The sequence below is a fragment of the Lysinibacillus sp. NPDC097162 genome, from assembly GCF_044762185.1.
Lineage (GTDB): Bacteria > Bacillota > Bacilli > Bacillales_A > Planococcaceae > Lysinibacillus.
Genome location: NZ_JBIWDT010000001.1, coordinates 525,917 through 547,151, shown reverse-complemented (window position 1 = coordinate 547,151; position 21,235 = coordinate 525,917). Strand labels below are relative to the sequence as shown.

The 21,235-nt window shown below is 35.8% G+C and carries 25 protein-coding genes and 1 riboswitch; of the genes, 6 read left to right on the top strand and 19 right to left on the bottom strand.

From position 1 onward, the window contains the following. Nucleotides 1–95: 95 nt before the first annotated feature. Nucleotides 96–1,448 (top strand): uracil-xanthine permease family protein, encoded by a 1,353-nt coding sequence (locus ACIQXW_RS02630; RefSeq protein ID WP_402759718.1) that lies wholly within the window; start codon nt 96–98, stop codon nt 1,446–1,448. A 453-nt stretch (nt 1,449–1,901) separates the two neighbouring features. On the opposite strand, the gene ACIQXW_RS02625 is transcribed toward ACIQXW_RS02630, so the two are convergent. Continuing rightward, the gene (locus ACIQXW_RS02625) at nt 1,902–2,246 is read right to left on the bottom strand and encodes a winged helix-turn-helix transcriptional regulator (RefSeq protein WP_340825448.1); all 345 of its coding nucleotides are present in this window, start codon (nt 2,244–2,246) and stop codon (nt 1,902–1,904) included. Nucleotides 2,247–2,382: 136 nt separating this feature from the next. Between ACIQXW_RS02625 and ACIQXW_RS02620 the strand changes: the two genes are divergently transcribed. Beyond that, nucleotides 2,383–3,009 (top strand): nitroreductase family protein, encoded by a 627-nt coding sequence (locus ACIQXW_RS02620; RefSeq protein WP_401019087.1) that lies wholly within the window; start codon nt 2,383–2,385, stop codon nt 3,007–3,009. Nucleotides 3,010–3,265: 256 nt separating this feature from the next. Here the strand turns inward: ACIQXW_RS02620 and ACIQXW_RS02615 are convergent, their stop codons facing one another. From ACIQXW_RS02615 to ACIQXW_RS02580, 8 genes are all read right to left on the bottom strand, one after another. Continuing rightward, complete coding sequence (locus ACIQXW_RS02615) at nt 3,266–3,637, bottom strand: hypothetical protein (RefSeq protein ID WP_402759717.1); 372 nt, start codon at nt 3,635–3,637, stop codon at nt 3,266–3,268. A 29-nt stretch (nt 3,638–3,666) separates the two neighbouring features. Next, nucleotides 3,667–4,101 (bottom strand): hypothetical protein, encoded by a 435-nt coding sequence (locus ACIQXW_RS02610; RefSeq protein ID WP_401018896.1) that lies wholly within the window; start codon nt 4,099–4,101, stop codon nt 3,667–3,669. Between the two features lie 133 nt (nt 4,102–4,234). Next, nucleotides 4,235–5,590, bottom strand: coding sequence for a sensor histidine kinase (locus ACIQXW_RS02605; protein ID WP_402759715.1), 1,356 nt, complete (start codon nt 5,588–5,590; stop codon nt 4,235–4,237). Then, nucleotides 5,587–6,294 (bottom strand): LytR/AlgR family response regulator transcription factor, encoded by a 708-nt coding sequence (locus ACIQXW_RS02600; protein WP_402759713.1) that lies wholly within the window; start codon nt 6,292–6,294, stop codon nt 5,587–5,589. The genes ACIQXW_RS02605 and ACIQXW_RS02600 overlap by 4 nt, the downstream gene beginning before the upstream one ends. A gap of 171 nt (nt 6,295–6,465) precedes the next feature. Then, nucleotides 6,466–7,029 carry a 5' nucleotidase, NT5C type gene (locus ACIQXW_RS02595; protein WP_402759712.1) on the bottom strand — a complete coding sequence of 188 codons (564 nt, stop codon included), beginning with the start codon at nt 7,027–7,029 and terminating at the stop codon, nt 6,466–6,468. A 16-nt stretch (nt 7,030–7,045) separates the two neighbouring features. After that, a complete protein-coding gene (locus tag ACIQXW_RS02590) occupies nt 7,046–8,131 on the bottom strand; it encodes an FAD-dependent monooxygenase (RefSeq protein WP_402759710.1) in 1,086 nt (361 codons plus the stop codon). After that, entirely contained in the window at nt 8,128–9,237 is a 1,110-nt protein-coding gene (gene ribD, locus ACIQXW_RS02585) for a bifunctional diaminohydroxyphosphoribosylaminopyrimidine deaminase/5-amino-6-(5-phosphoribosylamino)uracil reductase RibD (protein ID WP_340825457.1), read from the bottom strand. The genes ACIQXW_RS02590 and ribD overlap by 4 nt, the downstream gene beginning before the upstream one ends. Nucleotides 9,238–9,257: 20 nt before the next feature. Beyond that, complete coding sequence (locus ACIQXW_RS02580; protein WP_402759708.1) at nt 9,258–9,983, bottom strand: GTP cyclohydrolase II; 726 nt, start codon at nt 9,981–9,983, stop codon at nt 9,258–9,260. 271 nt (nt 9,984–10,254) lie between these two features. Between ACIQXW_RS02580 and ACIQXW_RS02575 the strand changes: the two genes are divergently transcribed. The 4 genes from ACIQXW_RS02575 (at nt 10,255) to ACIQXW_RS02560 (ending at nt 14,178) form a co-directional block, all read left to right on the top strand. Then, nucleotides 10,255–10,890: a GntR family transcriptional regulator gene (locus ACIQXW_RS02575; RefSeq protein ID WP_401019088.1), complete on the top strand. Its 636-nt coding sequence runs from the start codon at nt 10,255–10,257 to the stop codon at nt 10,888–10,890. 276 nt (nt 10,891–11,166) lie between these two features. Further along, nucleotides 11,167–12,366 carry a quaternary amine ABC transporter ATP-binding protein gene (locus tag ACIQXW_RS02570; protein WP_340825463.1) on the top strand — a complete coding sequence of 400 codons (1,200 nt, stop codon included), beginning with the start codon at nt 11,167–11,169 and terminating at the stop codon, nt 12,364–12,366. Then, the gene (locus ACIQXW_RS02565; protein WP_340825464.1) at nt 12,359–13,213 is read left to right on the top strand and encodes an ABC transporter permease; all 855 of its coding nucleotides are present in this window, start codon (nt 12,359–12,361) and stop codon (nt 13,211–13,213) included. Before ACIQXW_RS02570 ends, ACIQXW_RS02565 begins: the two co-directional genes overlap by 8 nt. Before the next feature lie 89 nt (nt 13,214–13,302). Then, nucleotides 13,303–14,178 carry a glycine betaine ABC transporter substrate-binding protein gene (locus ACIQXW_RS02560; protein WP_402759707.1) on the top strand — a complete coding sequence of 292 codons (876 nt, stop codon included), beginning with the start codon at nt 13,303–13,305 and terminating at the stop codon, nt 14,176–14,178. Between the two features lie 225 nt (nt 14,179–14,403). Here the strand turns inward: ACIQXW_RS02560 and ACIQXW_RS02555 are convergent, their stop codons facing one another. From ACIQXW_RS02555 to ACIQXW_RS02510, 10 genes are all read right to left on the bottom strand, one after another. Next, nucleotides 14,404–14,718 (bottom strand): DMT family transporter, encoded by a 315-nt coding sequence (locus tag ACIQXW_RS02555; RefSeq protein WP_401018905.1) that lies wholly within the window; start codon nt 14,716–14,718, stop codon nt 14,404–14,406. After that, the gene (locus ACIQXW_RS02550; RefSeq protein WP_173478319.1) at nt 14,718–15,059 is read right to left on the bottom strand and encodes a DMT family transporter; all 342 of its coding nucleotides are present in this window, start codon (nt 15,057–15,059) and stop codon (nt 14,718–14,720) included. Before ACIQXW_RS02550 ends, ACIQXW_RS02555 begins: the two co-directional genes overlap by 1 nt. A gap of 107 nt (nt 15,060–15,166) precedes the next feature. Next, a riboswitch (guanidine-I (ykkC/yxkD leader) is annotated at nt 15,167–15,264 on the bottom strand. A 31-nt stretch (nt 15,265–15,295) separates the two neighbouring features. After that, nucleotides 15,296–16,441 carry a PstS family phosphate ABC transporter substrate-binding protein gene (locus ACIQXW_RS02545; protein WP_402759704.1) on the bottom strand — a complete coding sequence of 382 codons (1,146 nt, stop codon included), beginning with the start codon at nt 16,439–16,441 and terminating at the stop codon, nt 15,296–15,298. Nucleotides 16,442–16,635: 194 nt separating this feature from the next. Further along, entirely contained in the window at nt 16,636–17,076 is a 441-nt protein-coding gene (locus tag ACIQXW_RS02540; protein ID WP_340825471.1) for a cell wall hydrolase, read from the bottom strand. Nucleotides 17,077–17,153: 77 nt separating this feature from the next. Next, on the bottom strand, nt 17,154–17,942 hold the full coding sequence (locus ACIQXW_RS02535; RefSeq protein WP_402759702.1) for a GNAT family N-acetyltransferase: 789 nt from the start codon (nt 17,940–17,942) through the stop codon (nt 17,154–17,156). 106 nt (nt 17,943–18,048) lie between these two features. Then, nucleotides 18,049–18,231 carry a hypothetical protein gene (locus ACIQXW_RS02530; RefSeq protein ID WP_340825474.1) on the bottom strand — a complete coding sequence of 61 codons (183 nt, stop codon included), beginning with the start codon at nt 18,229–18,231 and terminating at the stop codon, nt 18,049–18,051. 219 nt (nt 18,232–18,450) lie between these two features. After that, entirely contained in the window at nt 18,451–18,714 is a 264-nt protein-coding gene (locus ACIQXW_RS02525) for a DUF3953 domain-containing protein (RefSeq protein ID WP_340825475.1), read from the bottom strand. 473 nt (nt 18,715–19,187) lie between these two features. Next, nucleotides 19,188–19,505, bottom strand: coding sequence for a hypothetical protein (locus ACIQXW_RS02520; RefSeq protein WP_402759700.1), 318 nt, complete (start codon nt 19,503–19,505; stop codon nt 19,188–19,190). Between the two features lie 99 nt (nt 19,506–19,604). After that, complete coding sequence (locus tag ACIQXW_RS02515) at nt 19,605–20,258, bottom strand: hypothetical protein (protein ID WP_402759699.1); 654 nt, start codon at nt 20,256–20,258, stop codon at nt 19,605–19,607. Between the two features lie 167 nt (nt 20,259–20,425). Then, nucleotides 20,426–21,187 carry a DUF4085 family protein gene (locus ACIQXW_RS02510; RefSeq protein WP_402759697.1) on the bottom strand — a complete coding sequence of 254 codons (762 nt, stop codon included), beginning with the start codon at nt 21,185–21,187 and terminating at the stop codon, nt 20,426–20,428. Between the last annotated feature and the right edge of the window lie 48 nt (nt 21,188–21,235).

Sequence of the window (21,235 nt, the reverse complement as noted above, 5' to 3'; positions counted from 1 at the left end):
TCTCCCCTTTGCTGTAGCAGCAGGTGGAGGTCACGAACAAAGATAAAAATACTAATCATTATAATAAAAACTTAAACTTTGAGGTGTACATCTTAGTGGAAACGCAAAAAAACAATCTAGCAAACGATAAAAGTAATACCACGCATTTAACCGTTTTACCCGATGAAAAAGTGCCATTTAGCCAATCAGTTCTTCTAGGTTTACAGCATGTTATGGCAATGGACGTCTATGTAGTTCCCTTCCTTATTGCGATGTTAATTGGTTTGCAATCAGGTCAATCAAGTGCATTGATACAATCGACTTTTATTGCAGCAGGGATTGCGACAATTGTTCAAACTCATTTCTGCATGAAGCTTCCGATCGCACAAGGGCCGTCTTATGTACCACTAGGTGCGATTGTAGGTATTTATGCCGCTAGTGGCAGTGGCGAACTTGGTTGGAGCTCTGTGTTAGGAGCAAGCTTAATTGGTGCAATTTTTGTCATTATTTTAGGCTATACAGGTATTTTCAATAAAATTGTTAAAACTTTTATTCCTCCAATTGTAGGAGGTACAATTATTTTCGTTGTTGGATTATCGCTAATGCCAGTTGGTTTAAGTAGTAATATTTTTGAAGGTGCTGGTGCTACGATTAACCAAAATATTTATTTAGCTCTTATTTCAGCTATCGTATTAATTGTTTGTGTAATGCTAGGCTCTGTGTTCCGTCAAAAAGGTCGTGCATTTCGTATCGCATCTGTCATTATAGCGTTACTTATAGGTTGTATCGCTGCTAATATAATGGGTGTATTAGATTTATCAGCAGTTGGAAAAGCAAAGTGGTTTAGCTTACCACAAATTCCTTTCGCAGATTTTGGCTTTACATTTAACTTTTCAGCTATTTTGACAATGATCATTATTTATATTGTATTATTGGCTGAAACAACTGGTACATGGTTTGCGGTTAGTAATGTCATTGAAAAACCATTGACAGATAAACAAATAAATCGTGGGGTAATCGGAGAAGGTATCGGCTGTTTCATCGCCTCATTATTAGGTTCGACACCAGTAACAGGCTATTCAACGAATGCAGGTGTTATTTCCATTACAGGTATTGCAAGTCGTCGTGTCTTTATTGCTGCAGGTGCTTGGTTTATTTTGTTCGGTTTTTCTGGTAAATTAGCGGCATTAATTTCTGCTATTCCATCGGCAGTTATCGGTGGTGTCTTCGTTATCGTTTGTGGCATCATTGCGATTAGTGGGTTACAAGTAATGAAAAATGAACGCATCGGCGAAAAAGAAATGTACGTCATCGCTGTACCAGTCATTTTAACATTAGCGTTAACATTACTACCGAAAGATTTCTTATATTCTTTACCAACAACGGTTCAATATTTATTTGGCTCACCAGTAGCAACCGCTGCTCTAGCTGCCATTCTTTTAAATAAAATATTACCGAACGTTAAATAGATTACTAAAGTATGAGACTGTAGATAAACTTACAATGTGAGTTTGCCTACAGTCTCTTTTGTTTGTTCAACGTAGTCCATTGAAAATAGTAAAATTCAACAAAACGATGCTATGATGGATTTACTGCATTCATCAGGATTGGTGAACAGATGCAATGTATTTCCAAATGATGTTCATAAACAACCAGAATGCCACGCATGTGAAATTGAAGAGGAAAAAATAACGATGCCATCTAACGACGGATATTATATGAAATCAATGCTTTATGGAACAACGGAAAGGAATTATTTGTATTGTATATGAATGTAGAATAATTAGGATCATCTAAATTACAAAGCAACCTACCTTGGACTTCAATTGCTTTAAGTAAGATGTATAGGAAAACTAAATAATTTCTATAAAAGAAGACAAAATACCTTAAGAGTGCCACCCCCTTAAGGTATTTTGTCTTTTTTATGTTGACTCTTTCGTAGTTTGTTCAAAATCACATAAATCAATCCATTTTTGAATAGACAGAATGACTTCCTGAAACGCTAAGCCGTTCGGTGTTAACGCATATTCTACTTTTTTTATCGATGAATCAATATATTTTTTCTCGATTAGTCCTGCTTGAACAAGCTCATTTAGACGTTCTGTTAGCAAACGATCAGAAATGCCAGGGATAGTGGCATGTATTTCATGATACCTTTTTGGACCAGGCAATAACGTATAGATGATCATGCCCATCCAACGTTTTCCTATAAATTCAATTGCCTGATGGTAGCTACTACATATATGTGAACAATTAGATTTAGTCATATAATAACCTCCCATTTTTAAATTCCGTATTTCTATTGTAACACACAAAATTTTTTATTTGACGTATAAACTTACTAATGGTAAGATTCTAATTATCAACTTACCATTAGTAAGTTTTAAGGAGGACATTATGTCAATAACAAATAACAAAGCGAATCTATATACAATTATGGAGGATCGAAAATCAGTGCGTGTTTATGATCCTACTTTTAAAATACCTCAAGCAGAGCTTGAAGAAATCATTCAAGAAGCAACAAGTGCACCGTCATCTAGCAATCTACAAGCATGGAGATTTCTTGTTATTCAAGATGAAGCAGTGAAAACAGAGCTTCGTGCTATTGCCAATAACCAAGAACAAGTTGAAACATCATCAGCAGTTATTGCGGTGTTAGGAAATGCCGAAATGTATCAACAAGTTGAACAAATTTATACACAAAATGTCGCAGAAGGTCATATGGGTGATGCACAGAAGGATTTAATGATTGCGAATACCCTACGCACTTACCCATCTGCCCCATTAGAAGTACGAAAAAATATTGCTACATTTGATGCAGGTCTTATTTCAATGCAACTTATGCTTATCGCCAAAGAAAAAGGCTATGATACTGTGACAATGGGCGGTTTTGATAAAGCGAAATTTGCTGAAAGATTTGAATTACCAGAGCATATTTTCCCTGTAGTCCTTATTGCTATCGGTAAAGGTGCTGCACCTGCTTATGGCTCGTCTCGTTTACCGTTAAAAGATATTGCTCGTTTTATTTAAACAAACGAAGAGGCTGAGATATAACTAGCTTATATTAAGAAAAAGAGAAATCGATGACATCCGATTTCTCTTTTTTTCTTTGGTATCCTATATCCTTGTAAACGTCCAAGTATCTCCAAAAATTTGCTGGTAGTAATGCAAAACCTATTTCGTTTCAACCTTTGATTCTCCACAAACAGGAAAATAGAAACGCAAATTAGCCCTTAAAAAACTAAAAACTGGTTCCTTATTTTATTGAGGCTTATTTCCAGCCTCCCTATAATTGAGAACGAAGAAGTTCGAATTTATGCATTGCAGCGCTTTGTCTGACATCCACTTGCTCGTTTAATTTCGCGAGATTATTAAATTGATGAAATTTGCTTGTAGAATTGGCTTTAAACATACCTTCTGCTGAGTAGTTATATGGATTCGCTGGCTCATTTACACCGTAAAATGGATTATAAGGATTAGCCGTAAGTGAAGAAAGCGAGGCAGCTTTTGTATAAGTTTCTGATTTTTGCGGGTCGTGCTTTTTTACGATTGCCTCCACATCTGACTTTTGTTGTTCAGATAATTGGAGTTTTGGATTGGATAATATGGATTGTGCATATTTAGCAACAGTTGCGCCATGGTTTGATGTAATATACATAGAATACATTCCTTTCGTAAATAATGAATTTAAAATTTGTTACTAATTTCATTTAATTTACTATAAATATTATAGAAGTTAGCATTGTTACTTGACTTATTTTTTGGGTAATAAAAGTTACTTAGATAATTTGATGAATTAAATGTACTTAGATTAAACCCATTTGTTAAATTATCTAAAGGATTAGAGGAAGTTCCTAAAAAACTATTATTGATACCTGACATTAATAAATCACTAAAGCCTGCACTATTCATACTAGCAGCCCCAATTAATTTCCACATTTGACTGTTTTGCATAGTCAGAGCATCTGTTTTAGCCGCTTCTTTAGTAAAATGTTGCGTCGTCTCATTTAAAACTTCTTGGAAAGTCTTTTTTTGTTGCGCAGACAAATTTAATTTTGGATTACTTACGACTTTCGCTAAATAATTTTGGATAGGTAAATAACTATTAGTATAGATGGACATACAATCACCTCGAATTAAAATCTTACTTTTTATTTCGACGCAACTAGTCTGAAATGTTTAAATGTGTCATGAAAAACGTTTTACATGTCATGAATGAAAATACTCCCTATGCTTAGCATAGAGAGTAAAAGGATTATAATTGTGCATGAAAATGTAGCAAAACATGTAATTCAAACACTTGATGGTCTGTATTGATTTGAATGTCCCCATTATATTTTTTGGCGATATCTTGTATAATTTGAAGACCAAGTCCACCCTGATAGTTGTTTTCATTCACAAAAGCGGGTATTGGGTTTTTAATTGTTAAAATATACGTACATTTATGTTGTATCGAATGAATACTAATCGAAGCACTAGGGCGATCTTTTGTAGCAGTCAGTGCGTTGTCTAGTGCGTTATGAAGAATAATACACAAATCATATACATCGCAATGTACATAGCTTGGATACGTGAACGTAGACTCAATCACAACAGATTGTGCCTGCGCTTTTTTTATTTTTTCTTGAATTAATAAGTCAACAATCGCATGACCAGTAACAGATTGCGTCACTTTTGAATCCATCTGCTGTTGCATACTGTTTAAATAAATACTAGCTTCTGTTAATTGTTTCGTTTCAATAAGCCTCTCTACTGTGGCCGAATGGTTTTTTACATCATGTTTTAACAGTTGCATGTCTTTGTATAGGGCATCGATACTTTGAAGATGGGCTTGTAGCTGCTGGGATTGATTTACAAGTACTAGCTGCTTTTGCTGTTGTACACGTTGTAAGTCCAGTTTTTGCACTAAAATAAGCACACCAAACATTGCTGCTATTATGATGCAATTATGGACTCCCCAATATTTTAAAAACTGATCAATAACGTCTGGGTCGATTGGGTCGCCTATGACCTGATGATACTTGTTCATCATAAAATAGCTCGACATTCCAATAAGTGGTGGAAGAATAAGTAGTAAAATTTCCCGATTTTCAAACATACGTGGATGCATATGTATACATTTTTCGTAAAAATGAATGACACACCATAAACCAATGATGTATAAAGCAAGTAGCACAAGCATCATCCAAATTGTATAGCTAAAGTACCCTATTGTTACATCGAACAGGTGGGGAATAATCCATTTTTCTACTAAGTAAAGCGATAGATCACTAATTGGGCGGTACAAAATAATGACAATCGTTGGTGCCATCCACCGTATTGAAAAATAAGTAATGACAATGAAGAACTTTAAATAGACAGAGTTATTTTTTAGTGGTAGTAATAATAAAAAAGCAGTTAATGATGCAAATAAATAGACGCCAAAATTTGAAATATCACCTATAAACCATTCTAGTACTATAACCGTGATAAAATAGCCGATTGAAATAATTAGTAAATACGAATGCTGAATAAAAATTCGACAAAAACGGTAGAAAAAATAGGCGGTACAAAATTGCATAGACCAATTAAATATATTGTTTACCATTTCAAAGTAACTATAACTAATCATGTATGTATATATCCTTTTTGCTGTATGTAATCCATATAAGTTTGAATGAACTGTGTATATTTCTTTTGCGAAAGTGTTAATATAGTTCCATTATCTAGTATAATTTGTTGCTTAGTATAGCTTGTAATATAGTCGAGGTTGACTAAATAAGAGCGATTGATTCGGAAAAAGCTGTTGCCGAGATTTTCTTCATACTGTTTGAGTCGCCCTATAAATGTGTATGAGCTATTTTCTTTATGCACTGTAAGTTTACGACCGAATACTTCAATGTAGTAGATTTCGTGGTAAAAAACTTTTTTTAAGTCAAAGCCAGATTTAATAACAAGATATGGGGAATCTATAGATTGACTAGAACGGTTTTCAAGTGCTGTATGTAATACCTCGTAAAATTTTTTCGTGTCAAATGGTTTCAATAAATAATGAAATGCTTGAACATCAAATGCTTGGAAAACATATTGTTCAAAGGCAGTTACAAAAATAATTGGGTTTAGCTGCTGGCGAGCTCTTAATTTTTCAGCTACGGTTATACCTTTGATATCAGGCATTTCGATATCTAAAAATAATACATCAAAAGAACCGACTTGATTTAATAATTCAAGCCCATTTTGGAATTGTTTAATTTGGGCGTTAGGGTAACGTAGTTTAATTTTAGATGCAATCGCATTCGTTATTGCTTTTTCGTCATCGCATATCCAAATATTCAAAGAAATCACCTCTCTTGTTCGAAAGTCTATCATTAAAATGTGGAAAGTCAAACGGGCCCAGGCTACATCCAAAGAAAACATCCGCTGAGACGAACATTAACGTGAACAGCAAAAAAGTGTTAGATTGATCGTAGTCAATCTAACACTTTTCTTCGTTTGTCCATGCACATTTCAGTCATTGATTATGCTTAAAAACTCATGCCAATGATGCAATCGCGGCAATACTACAAGCTGATTATACGATTGATTTTTTAATATTACTTTCGTCTTAATACCTTGTAACGTTTCTAACACTGCCGGTTTATCATCAACGTAAACATCTAAATCAAGCTCTTTAATAATAGCTACTTTCTCCACATCCTGCATACCACAATAGAAATGACCCTCTTCTACAGGGAAACCTTGCGCTTTCATCCATTGTTGCGTTTGTTGACAATATTGTTTTGGACGTGACGTAATATAATAAATTTCATGTCCTTGCTGATGTAATGCTTGCAATGTTTCAAGGGCCGCTTCGAAAATTGGACAATCTGTAAAATAGATTTCATCCAATGAACTGTTCCACATTGCTGAGCCCTCTGCATCTGTTAATCCAAAGGGCTCATGAATCTCTACTCTTTGCAAAGCTTGAAAGGTTTCGTCTGCTATATTTTTGCCTAGCTTTTTATTATAAAGCAAAAAGGCATGTGCACGTAAATCGATCAACGTATCATCTATATCAAAGCCAAATTTCATCTATATTTTCTTCCTTTCAAGATGCCTGGTCTATAAAGTGAAAGGCAAAAGTTTGTTCTTTTTCAATTTGCTGCGCCAATACTTCTTCAATGGCCTGTTCTCGCAGTTGCTGAAAATCTCTCACATTAAATTGTTGAATAGTGTCCTTATTGAGTAATGAAGCAAGACAATCAGCGTCCTTTAGCGCGCTATTTAAGCCGAATGCGCCAGTAGGTGTCATCGTATGAACGGCATCGCCTAAAAGGACAAGTCCTTGTGTCCCCCAACAGTCACAATGACTACTAAACACATCAAGTAAGACAAAATCTTGCCATGAACGAATATGGTGAGGAACGGTTTCCTCTAATTCAGGAAAAGCTTTTATAAGCTGGCTAATAAACGGCGTAATTGCCTGTTTTCTAAGCTGCGGAAAATCACCCTGTTTAATATTCCAACCAATTTGAATATTGCCCCCTGTCTGTGAGAAAAGCGACAATTGCATATCATCAATGAGCGCCATTTTAATTGCCGGCTCCCAACCTTGTGGTGCAGGAATTTTTGCCCATAGTAAATCAAAACCATGCTTGTGCTTTTGAATAGCAATATGTGCTCGCTTGCGAATTGTAGAATATCGGCCATCTGCTCCTATTATAAGCTGGCTCTTAATTTCAATCGTTTCTTCGTCCTTTGTCGCGATAACGCCGACATATCGTCCTGAAGAATCTGTCTTTAGTGTTGTCACCTTTGTATTTAGGAAACACTTAAAATTTTGGAAGTGAACTGTATGTTGGAGTATGCCTTTAAGCAAATGTGCTTGAGGAACGTGAATACCTAAATGTCCTACAGAAGCATCTGGAAAAATTGTTTTAAACGCTTCGCCCTTCGCATAATATTCTAGTTTTTCCATTCGTAATAAACCGAGCGCTTCTATCGCTTCAAAAAGATGATGATTTTTGAGAACCGTCTCGCCCTCTTCATTTAAATGTTCACCGCGAAAAGCCTGCCCAAGTGCGGAGCTTTGCTCTAGCAGTATCACGGACAGACCCTTTTTCGCTAGCAAATGCGCAAGAAGTGCACCACTTGGTCCAGCCCCTACTATACATACATCTGCATGAAATTTCACTTACCTTCACCTTTTTTCGGATAAGCAATAATGCGTAAATCTTGCCCCACCTTATCGAAAGAAGCAAATTCTACATCCCACGCTTCATCCATTGTGGCTGCATTATAGCCCGCAATTGGCGTTAAAGATAAACTTCCACCTAAAACCTTAGGTGCTACGTAAATAACGTATTTATCGATGGCAGCATTTTGTAAAAATGAAGCATTAATTGCACTTCCACCCTCGACTAAAATATCAGTAATTCCAAGTACATAAAGCTTTTCTAACATATCATCAATATGAAGACCTTCATTACTTTTTCGAACAGGTAGAACAGTGACACCTTTAGCCTCTAAAATGTCGATTTGCTCTTGCATAACATCCTCACTGCATACAATAATCGTTTTCGCTTCTTCTACATTTAGAACATTGGCATGTGCAGGTGTGCGAAGAGAGCTATCCATAATGATGCGTATTGGATTTTTGCCGTGGCGATCGTTTAGTCTCGTTGTTAAAGATGGATTATCAGCAATCACTGTTCCAACGCCGACTAATATTGCATCTACTTCGTGACGAATATGGTGGACATCCTCTCGAGCTTCTGCACCAGTTACCCATTTAGAATGCCCCGTATGTGCTGCGATTTTCCCATCTAATGTCATAGCGTATTTTGAGATAATAAAAGGTCGTTTTGTTATCATATTGTGTATGAAGCGTTCGTTTAAACGTCGTGATTTTTCTTCTAACACACCTACTTCAACCTCAATACCTGCATCACGCAATAATTGAATACCATTACCTGCTACAGCTGGATTAGGATCTTGCATCGCTACTACAACGCGGCTCACTTCTGATTCCTTGACTAAATTAGCACAAGGGGGCGTTTTACCGTAATGTGAACATGGCTCTAGCGTTACATAAAGAGTAGCACCTTTTGCATGCTCTCCTGCCATACGAAAGGCATGCACTTCCGCATGCGGTTCGCCCGCTTTTCGATGTAAGCCCGTGCCTACGATAACACCATCTTTTACAATAACAGCTCCTACAAGAGGATTGGGGTTCGTATTCCCTCTTGCACTCGCTGCCAAATCTAATGCTAACTGCATGTATTTTTCATCTGTCGTCATCTTTGTACCCTCCACTTACTTCACTTCCGAATATGACCAGATTTTTCTACCTTAGTATCTAAATAAAAGCGATTTGTCTCAGTCAAACCTCCCCATAACGGGATATGTCCATCTGCTGCTAAACCGTGCATCTGTAAAGCAGATAGCTTCTTCGGATTGTTTGTAATCAATGTAACAGGCTTCGAACGAAGAGCCGTTAATACCGTAACCGCTTCTTCATACGACCGCGTATCATCTTGGAAGCCAAGTGCAAGGTTTGCTTCTACAGTATCTAAACCTTCTTCCTGTAATAAATAAGCAAGAGATTTAGAAAATAGACCGATGCCACGTCCTTCATGATCGGCTAAATAGAAAATCGCTCCGCATCCATGATCGACAATCATTTTCATAGATTCATGTAATTGAAAACCACAGTCACAGCGTTGGCTACCAAATATATCGCCAGTATGGCAAATACTATGCATGCGGATTAAAGCATTTTCTTCATGGGCGAAATCACCGTAAACTAGTACGGATGATTGCTGAGAAAATGCTAAATTTGCCGTTGCTAGCCCATCCATAATTTCTTCTTTTGACAAATTGCCATCAACCTTTAACCAGTTATACCATTGAAAAGTCGCTGAAAATTCACCTTGCTTAATAGGTAACTTTACTGGACCTACTAGACAAATATTTTCTGTCTCAGAATGCTTTACAATTGTCATTTTGTCTTTCACTATATCCACTACTTTAGTAGTAATTGTCATATTTATCGCCAACTTTCTATTCTAAACATTTAGTTAATTTGCTAATTAAACGCTTCTACTTACATAACTTACTTAACGTAACTTAGTTTATAATAATAACTGAAAACTGTCAATCAACAGCCCTTTTTTATTAAAATATCATATCTTATTAAAAAGCTGTTAAATGATGCTTAAATCATATACTAATAGCTTATGGAGGTGCTATTTTTTCTGTGCAGGCTAGTCTATAATAAGCGGAGGTAGGTTTGTTATGACGAAAGGAAGTTTAAGCATGAACTTAGAAAAAAATGTTCAAGTAAGGCAGCCAAAATACCAGCAAATTGCGGTGGACCTTGCCTCAAAAATTGTAGAAAAAAAATATCAAATTGGTGATAAAATTTATGCAAGATCTTCATTAGCTAGCCAATACAATGTATCGGCTGAAACAGCAAGAAGAGCGATAGCAGTTTTGCAAGATTTAGAAATTGTGGAAGCTTCCAAAGGTAGTGGTGTCATCATTAAATCGTATGAAATGGCGGCACGCTTTGTCCGACAATTCCAAGATGTCCAATCCGTTCATGAGCTACAAAATGAGCTTTTAATAAGTATTCAAAAGCAACAACATGAATTGTTGCATTTACAAGAAAAAACGAAACAACTTATTAGTCGAACGGAACATTTCCGCTCGGTCAATCCCTTTATTCCATATCAAATTGAAATGACTGCTGAAAGTCCTTGTATTCATCAAACTTTGCAAGCATTAAATTTTTGGCAAAATACGTCTAGCACAATAGTCGGTATTCGCCGTGGAAATGAATTATTACTTTCACCTGGACCGTATGCTTCATTTGAAGAAGGAGATATTATTTATTTTATTGGCAATGACGAAAGTTTAGGCCGCGTACAGAGTTTTTTATATCCAAATTAAAATCCGCATAAGCGCTGATATAACAGCGTTTATGCGGTTTTTTTCTTATTTAGCGATTTGACAAAAGTAACAACCTTTTGTTAGTGTTAAGTTGTTACTTGTTTATTTTTGGTTATCATTATCCTCAAATAGTGTAATGAAAACGAAACAATTGTCATATGGATTTTCATTATCCGCTTGATAGTTCGTTTTATAAAAGTAACATCTTCCCTACTATTTGAGATTGATATCTCACAGCTTATACAAGTGGGATTAGCGCACGAAAGGAGTGGTTCTATGGAAAAAATAAAAGTAGAACATGTTTCTAAAGTATTTGGTAAACATATTCCCCAAGCTTTAGAACTCGTCAAACAACAAAAAAGCAAGACAGATATTTTAAAAGAAACAGGTGCAACAGTTGGTGTATATGATGCCAGCTTTACTGTAAATGAAGGGGAAATTTTCGTTATCATGGGCTTATCAGGTAGCGGTAAATCAACGCTGATTAGACTGTTAAATCGACTTATCGAACCTACAAGCGGCAATATTTTTATCGATGGAGAAAATATTTCTAAAATGGGGAAAGAAAGCTTACGAACCGCACGACGAAGCAAAATGAGTATGGTTTTTCAAAACTTCGGTTTATTCCCTCACCGTACACTTCTACAAAATACCGAATACGGCCTTGAAGTTAGAGGCATTTCAAAAGAAGAGCGCAAAGCAAAAGCCGAACAAGCTCTTGCAAATGCAGGCTTACTTGCCTATAAAGATCAATATCCAAACCAACTATCAGGCGGGATGCAGCAACGTGTAGGCTTAGCACGTGCACTCGCAAACGACCCAGAGATTTTATTAATGGATGAAGCATTTTCCGCTCTCGATCCTTTGATTCGTAAAGAAATGCAAGATGAATTACTAGATTTACAACGAACATTGAAAAAAACAATTTTATTTATCACGCATGATTTAAATGAGGCGCTTCGCATAGGTGATCGTATTGCCATAATGAAAGATGGTTCCATTATTCAAATCGGGACTGGTGAAGAAATTTTAACGAATCCAGCAAATGATTACGTAAAAACGTTCGTTGAAGATGTCGATCGCTCTAAAGTATTAACAGCTGAAAACGTGATGGTTCGACCTGTCTACGTCAATGTCGATCTTGATGGACCTACAGTAGCGCTGAAAAGAATGCGCCAAGAAACTGTTAGTTTACTGATAGCAGTTGATAAAAATCGACACTTGAAAGGCTTTATTACCGCAGATGACGCACTAGCGGCTGCTAAAAAACAGGAACAAACGGTACATTCGATTGTTCAATCCGAGATGATAACCGTTCCACCAGATATGCTTTTACAGGATATTTTAGGTTTGATTCATAATTCCCCTACTCCTATTGCAGTTGTTAAAGATGAACGCTTACTTGGTGTTCTTATCCGAGGTGTTGTTATCGAAGCACTTTCAACATTCACTGAGGAGGAAGTAACACATGAATAATTTTTTAGACAAAATTCCAACCTTACCACTTGCCCCATGGGTAGAGTCAGCTATGGACTGGTTGACGAGTAATTTTTCAGCATTCTTTGATGTGATTCAAAAATACGGAAAACTACTCATGAACCAGGTCACTGATTTATTAATTGGCATTCCCGCTATTATTCTCATTTTACTTGTCGTTATTTTAGCGTTTTTCGCTGTAGGCAAAAAATTTGGGCTCGCAAGCTTTACACTAATAGGCCTTTTATTTATTTATAACCAAGGCTTATGGGAACATCTCATGGAAACCACAACTCTTGTTTTATTTTCTAGTATCATTTCTATCATCATTGGTATACCACTTGGTATTTTAATGTCCAAGTCAAGCGTTGCCGAAAATATTATTAAACCGATTCTTGATTTCATGCAAACGATGCCTGGCTTCGTTTACTTAATTCCCGCAGTTGCCTTTTTCGGAATTGGCATTGTGCCAGGTGTATTTGCATCCGTTATTTTTGCCTTACCTCCTACTGTACGTATGACAAATCTAGGGATTCGACAAGTACCAAAAGAATTAGTGGAAGCTGCGGATTCATACGGCAGTACTGCAGGGCAAAAGTTGTTTAAGGTGGAAATTCCGCTTGCTAAATCAACAATTATGGCCGGCATTAACCAAACCGTTATGCTATCACTTTCAATGGTAGTTATCGCTTCTATGATTGGAGCACCAGGACTTGGTCGTGAAGTATTAACAGCATTGCAACGTACACAAGTAGGGAATGGTTTCGTTGCAGGTTTAGGACTCGTGATTTTCGCGATTATTATCGATCGCTTAACTCAAAGCTTTAATAGAAAGAAAGAGCTGTAAAAGAGCATATAGGCAAATACACATAGCGCACTACAGACGTTTTGTGTTTTGCTAGAATGCTAAATATTGAGGAAAGAAAGGAAGATTCGATGAAACTGAAAACATTATCAAAATTAGGGATGGCTTTAGGGCTTGGCTTTATGCTAGCTGCATGTAGTGAGAGCGATTCGACTAAGAATGAGGATTCGAAAGATGTAAATTTAGCCTACGTTGAGTGGGATACAGAAATCGCTTCGACTAACGTTGTCGGTCAAGTTTTAGAAGACTTAGGGTATGACGTTACATTAACACCACTAGATAACGCAATTATGTGGGAAGCTGTTTCAAAAGGTGAAGCTGATGGCATGGTCGCTGCTTGGCTTCCACATACACATGGAACACAATACGAAAAATATAAAAAAGATTTAGACGAGCTAGGTGAAAACCTTGCTGGTGCAAAAATTGGCTTAGTTGTCCCAAGCTATATGGATGTAAATTCAATTGAAGATTTAACAAATGAAGCAGATCATACAATTACAGGAATTGAGCCTGGTGCCGGTATTACGGCGGCAACTGAAAAAGCACAAGAGGAATATGATAACCTTGCAGATTGGAATCTATTAACTTCATCTTCAGGTGCTATGACAACTGCGCTTTCAAAAGCAATTAAAAATAAAGAAGAAATTATCGTTACTGGCTGGTCTCCACACTGGAAATTCGCAAAATATGATTTGAAATATTTAGATGATCCAAAAGGTGTTTATGGTGGCGAAGAAACGATTAATACATTTGTTCGTAAAGGATTAAAAGAAGATCAACCAGACGTATATTCAATTTTAGATAATTTCCACTGGACATCAGAAGATTTAGAAGCTGTTATGCTAGACATTTTAAATGGTGATGATCCTAAAGATGCAGCAAAAGAATGGATTAAAAATAATCCAGATAAAGTTGCTGAATGGACGAAAGATGTAAAAGAACAATAAGCAAAATTGTTTTTGTGCCTGGCACTTAGTATGGGCACCTAGCTAAATATAAGTTTTCTATTTAGTAAAAATCCACTTTGCTTTCTGCGGACACGATGTAAGCTGCAACCTTCGCTAGCGCGCGGTTTGTTGCGACTTACATTTCGTGTATTCCCGCAGGAGGCTTCGTGGATTTTTACTTAGTTATACATAAAATAATTTTCAGAATTGTTTGGGTGACTGGCACTAAGATAATAATTTTAAGAAAATGGCGGCTCCTAAAACTAGGGCAATACAAACGATTCGTCGCCAATCTTTAGATTCGTTGAAAAAGAACATACCTAACAACGCTCCCCCTGCTGCCCCAATACCTGTCCAAATGGCATAAGCTGTCCCCATCGGTAATGTTTCCATTGCAAAGGCAAGCCCTAAAAAACTAACCGTAAAAGCCACAATCATTAATACTAAATTTTTTACCGATTTTACATCATTGTATTTACTAATCATAAAAACACCCATCATTTCACAGATTCCAGCGATAACTAATGCTACCCATGCCATTATGCTTTCACCTCTTTATCCTTTGGTTCACCTGTTACAAGCTTCAAACCTACAACACCAGCGAGCAACACGACAATACATAATATTTTAGCTAGCTTCCATGGTTCTCCAAACAGCAAGCTGTCTGCGCATACCGTACCGGCAGTTCCTAGTCCTACGAATACTGCATAGACCGTCCCTACAGGTAAATGCTCTCCAGCCTTAATTAATAAATAAAAGCTAATAAAAATGGCAATAGCTGTTCCAAGCCATTCTAGTATGCTTGTTGCATGCTTTAAGCCAATTACCCAGCCTACCTCAAAAAAAGCTGCAACAAGGACACTGATCCATTGTTTGTTCATTTGTATTCCTCCATTTCGTTATAGATATGAGACACAAAACAGCTTCAATGCTTCAAAGTATTGAAGGCAAATTAAAAAAGCCTAAAGAAACACTGTTATTCAACAGTATCTCCCAGGCTTTTATCCTTCCGTGTCACAAAATACATTTTGTGGTTTTCTCTCGGACCAGACTAGCTATCGCTACGGAACCCTAGAAAACTATCATATCTAATTGTCATTTTAGTATAGCAAATAATTTAAAAACTTTCCACTGGTACATAGCCAACCTTTTCAACTAATGCCTGCCCTTCTGGTGACACAATCCATTCAATAAACTGCTTAACATTTTGGTTTTTTGCCCCAGTAGTCACGGCATAAAATTCCGACGTTAGTGGATATGTACCATTTCGAATATTTTCCTTCGTCGGCGCTATACCATCAATGGACAGTAATTGAATTTCTTTATTGCCGACCATTTCTGTCGAGTAATACCTAAACGTAAAACCAATTGCATTTTTATAATTGCGATATTGAGATACCTCATGGATAATACCGCCCATTCCAGATGCTACATCTTCTGCTGGAGCCTCCATTATAGTTTTATCACCCATCATTTTTTCTAATGTCGTCTGACTCCCACTATCAGCTGGTCGTTGGAATGCACGAATAGAATCATTGGCACCTCCAACTTCACGCCAGTTTGTTATTTCTCCAGCGTAAATTTGTTTGATTTGTTCAAGGGATATATTTTCAACAATATTTTTATGATGGACAAAAAAGACAAATGCTTCTCGCCCTATCGGTGTCATATCAAATGTCAGCCCATTGATCTCCGCTGATTTAATTTGTGACTCAGATGGCGCCGCAGCAAATATGACATCAACATCACCTGAAATTAAATTTTGATAAGCCTCAGGCGTTCGACTTACCTTAACCTCACTATCATAATACGGGTAGTCCTTTTTTGGATATGTCGCTTCCACAAAAGCTGCATATAATGGATACATTGCCGTTGCGCCATCTAAGCGTGGAAGTGGTTCCGCCAATTGTAATGTTGCTTTTTTATCGTTCTTCACGACCTTATTCTGCTCTACGAATGGTTCATAGTTATACTCATTGATTTCTGCATCGACAGTAGCCATACTCATTTTATAGTGATACTTAATCGGTGCAACGGAAGCGAAAATAACAGCAACACCAATAATCGTCGAAAACAATACTTTCCGCTGCCTCGTCTTAAACCATTCAAAAATTAGACATGTAAAGAGTAAAAAGAAGCTAATCGATAGTACGAAAAGAAGATTCAAATAATGAATAGCACCATTTAATAAAAAAGTAAAAGCAATTATTCCAGTAAAAAATAACACACCCATAAACACGAATATGGTTTGCAAAACTCTCATTGCCTTGTCCTCCTCCTTCCTCAAAAGTGTAAAATTACACTATTTATATTTACCATATAAGATTTCAGAGAAAAAGGCAACAAAATTTTGGTAATTAATGTTGTACTCTTCAACGATGAAATAGCAAAAATGCACGAGCGTAATTTACAACAAAAAAAGGAGCTTGCAAAAGCTCCTCAATCCGAAATTATTATCTATCCAGTGTAAACCCCTTCACATGTATCCGGTGCAGGTTCATAGAAACAATGATTTTTAAATTGACCAGTGAATGGTTGGCCATACCACGTTGGAGGGCACGGAGCATATGGATTAAAGTACCAGAGGGCAAATTTCGCTGGGTGCTGCCTCCAATAATCCAAATTCTGTTTCGCTAATCTTTTCTCAGTTTCCCTAGCTCGTTGATAAAACATATTCCCTTTTTGAACCGCTTCAAAAGAATAGTTTCCGCCCTGTACCTGATAAATAACATCGTCAATTGATCTTAAATCTTTAAAATCTAAACAATTTGATACTAGGCGATTAACAATGACATTTCCAACATACAACATCCCTTGTTTTCCTTCACCTTCAGCTTCTGCTCTCATCATCCTCGCCATTAAAGCGACATCTGCATCACGGTATTTTGCTCTTGGCAATTTAATCACCCCACGATTATTGTATGACAAGAAGGCGAAAATTGTGTCACTGTTAATTAAGAAGAATGCTTTTTAGCTTACCGTTGGACATTTTGGCTATTTTTAAAATAGATGCTATATTTCCTCGCATTTGTAAAACCTAATTTACTACCTAAATTAATGGAAGCACTATTATCAACATCACAATCCCAGCGTGGTTGAATTGTTTCAGCTAGGCAATAATCTATAAACTGTTCAGCTACAATACCCGCTAACCCTTTTCCCCTATAATTCAAGTCGGTCACGATATCTATTTCTGCATATTTTGAAGATTTAAAAATTGAAACGCATTCACTAATTATCTTCCCTCTATCCTTCACACAAAATCCAATTCCATTTTGAATAAAATTATCCGTAGAATCCCAATATTCATCGTAGTATTTTTTATCAAACTCCAAACAATGCTGAATATCCAATGGGTCTATTTTTGCTACATCATACTCGCAATTATCGATTCTTCTTCTACTTTTATATTTCATTGCATCAAAAGAATAAGCATACCTTTGAATTTTCCCTACATGCTTATTAAGGCATTTTTCAATTGCCTGATCCCAAGAAGAATTACCAGAAAATAATGTAAAACGTTTCGCTTGATTTACAGATGCCTCAAAAAATTTAATAAGGTTCTTTATTAATAGCTCATCTATTGTATGCCCTGTAATATAGTACAATCCTAAATCGGTTTGAATAAGCAATGATTCGTAATCGGCACAATCTGCATAAACAGTTCCTTCTATAGTAGAATCCAACACACTAAATACAAACGTTGGTGCGTCTTCAAGTTTGTTCTTTATTAAACTATAATGTTCTTTTGGTACTAGAATCATTTTGCTATAACTCCTTAATGTATATTTCAAAATACGCAAATACATTTTTTTATAAGATATTTTATTGAATTAATAAACACGATTAAATTCGAAGGTAAATTGTCCATTAATATAGCGTTAATACGAATAAAAGAATCGATAATGTAAAGCAAATACTCCATAACGAACCAAGTATTTTTTGATTTTTAATATTTCTATTTTGTTTTAGTTTTTCTAATAACTGAACTAAATTCATAAACCATAAAAAAGAAAATAACAGCGGTAAAAAAATAAAAAATAAAAAATCCATTGCCTTTCCTCCATCAAACTATTAAAAGTTTCTTTAATTAATAGTTTTCTTTTTTATTCTTTTCCATACAAAGAATAAAATAATCACTACAACTAAAACTCCGATAATACCACACATAAACGGATCAATAACGAAAAAATAGCTATCATGTAACTGATATTGCTCACTCGCTAAATGCATTAAACCATTCCTTTGCTCTTTGTTATAGCAAATCCTCAATCAAACGTTATTAATTAAAATGCCTTGAATGGCAACGAATAAGATGAATAATGCCGTACATAGAAAGAAGCCACCCCATAATAAATTCTTCGTTCTTTTATATTCTCGTAACCCTATTATTAGGAACATGACACCCATCAATGCGAACATCAATGGGAATAAGTGATAATTTTCCGTAACCTTGACGTAAATACTAATTACCATAACAAGGATTGCAAAAAATAGTTGCATGAACATCAAAATATCAAACTTTTTTTCTTTCATTTTTTACCTCCCACTTTACTTCCTTCCTCAATATCATTTAATTTTTCACTTTAGTTGGTATTATATTTAGCGAACTTAAAAATTTCGTCCACAAAGGTGAAAAACTCAATTTATCCATTAGCAATATTGCTGACGTCTCAGAGGAATCCGATGCTAGTATAGAAGAGACGACTGCTTCAACAGAAGAAACAGCTAGTCAATTGACGTTGAGATGTGTACTGAAATCCATTTCCAGTACACATCTTTTTTTGTTCATTAAGAGGTATCGGCGATTCCGGCTGTTTTATCGGCGATTTCTCATGACTTACCGGCGATTCACACGGTTTTACCGGCTATTTCTCGTGACTTACCAGCGATTCACACGGTTTTATCGGCGATTTCTCGTGACTTACCGGCGATTCACACGGTTTTATCGGCGATTTCTCGTGACTTACCGGCGATTCACACGGTTTTACCGGCGATTCCCCGTTCCGTTATTGACCCCAAGGCTGTTCGCCATATCTTTTAAGTGCTACAACTTCACCATCATTATTTTTCAATCGATTATAAACATACTTAATTTTGTATTCGTTGTATTTTTCTAATTCGAGTTTATCGTAATACTTCTTCGATAAAGACAACTCGCGATTATCAATTAACAAATAATGTTCGCCATTTCTTTCTATAATGCTTTGCTCATCAAGTTGATAGGTGCTTTCGATTTGTACATCATTCATAGTGTAAAAACCCACTACAATCAGTCCTACAAAGATGACTAAGAAAAAGATTGTGAATATTTTACTTCTACTCATGTGCATCCACCTCCCATTAACTTTTGTAGTTAATACTTTTACGATTCAACACATGATTAAGTTTCATAAAATAACCAACTATTTACAATTAAAATTGACCTATAGAGTTCGTTTTTTCTCTCCGTCAATTAAATTAACATGAACATTAAATGATGTTCCACTGTCAATATGTTTAGGAACGCCTGATAAATCAAGTAATTCCTTTAAATGAATTGATTTTTCTTGATTTGCTTCGATTGTTATACTATATGGGCCAGCTTCATTCATAAGTGACTCCATTCGTACTCCATCTTCCATGAAATAGGAATCTAAAAATTCTAATTCAAATGACACTGCTTTATTGCTTTTATTATGTAATACAAGGTTACATTCCCCTGTTATTATGTCTTCACTCACATTTTCAAAATGACACTTGCCATTCCCATCGTATGAAATTGCCATAATGCCACTCGCTAATGTTTCTTGGTAAGTCATAATAAGAAACTTTGGTAAAATTGTATATATTATTACGACTATTACTATAGTTCGGAAATGATATTTCTTCATGCCTATAACAAGTAAAATAATAGCAATTAGAAACATAGCAGAACCTATAATTCCAAGCACAATATATCCATCTTGATTGCGAGTAGGAAACGACATGAATGTAGAATAAGCATCTAACATTACATTGTTAGGAAACGGAAAATATAAGTACATGCATATACCTAAAATAACAATTGAACAAATAAGTGCGACTTTATTTCTTATCATTTTTTCCCCTCCTTTTAAGACATCTTATCACGAGAAACAATTGCTCTCTTTTACTTTTATTTATTTCTAATTCTCCCCTGCACTATCAGCGATTTCCTTTAGACTGAAACAGTTTAATAAAAGAATATAAGGGCTCTTCTCTAAATCAGAGTAAAGCCCTCATCGAATTATTCATGATTTTTGTTACTTTTAAAGGAAACTTGATCTGCACATATAATAAAGTCAATTAACCCCATTTCGCTATTTTGAAGCAGGACGTGGAACTCGTATTTGTCATTTACTTTATATACTTCGTTATACAACCACCATGAATCTTCCAATAAACCATCTTGTTTTGTGATTTGATAATTTTCAAAGGTGACTTCCTCTATATCTGTAAAACCACCTGTATTATCAAGGTGTAATGTTAATGACCTGTCATGCTGCACAGATTTTATAATCGTACAATCATGAAATCCAAAGTTTTCAACTATATCTTTTTCAAATGAACTTGAAGCTTCTTTGAAATATTTTCTATATTCGGCACTTGTGGCGGTAACTGACCTTTCATTTTCCTCAGAAAATTTAGTTACCGCGTTTATAACTGTACGAGTTGCTTTATATAAAGCAAAAACTCGTATATCAGCTATCTGATTTAAAATTGTTTCTGGTAATTCGTTTTTTAAACGATGTTGATTATAGATGAAACCATCATGAAATTGTTCTATTGCCTGATGTCTATTAAAAGGTTCATATTCGTTATTATCATCGCTAGTTTCCAATATAGAAGAAATTTCTTCTTGTAAATCAAGCCAGCTGTTTAACTCATTATTGTAGAGTTGTTGAAAATATTCTTCCGAAAACGTTTCAGCTTGTTTGTCTTCCTCTATATTCAAATGAAAACTTGTTTTTTGACACAGTTCATACCATTCTTTAGTAAAATATTTCATAGAATCTCGCCTCTCTATCTAATGAAATACGGGCAGCGATTTACAATT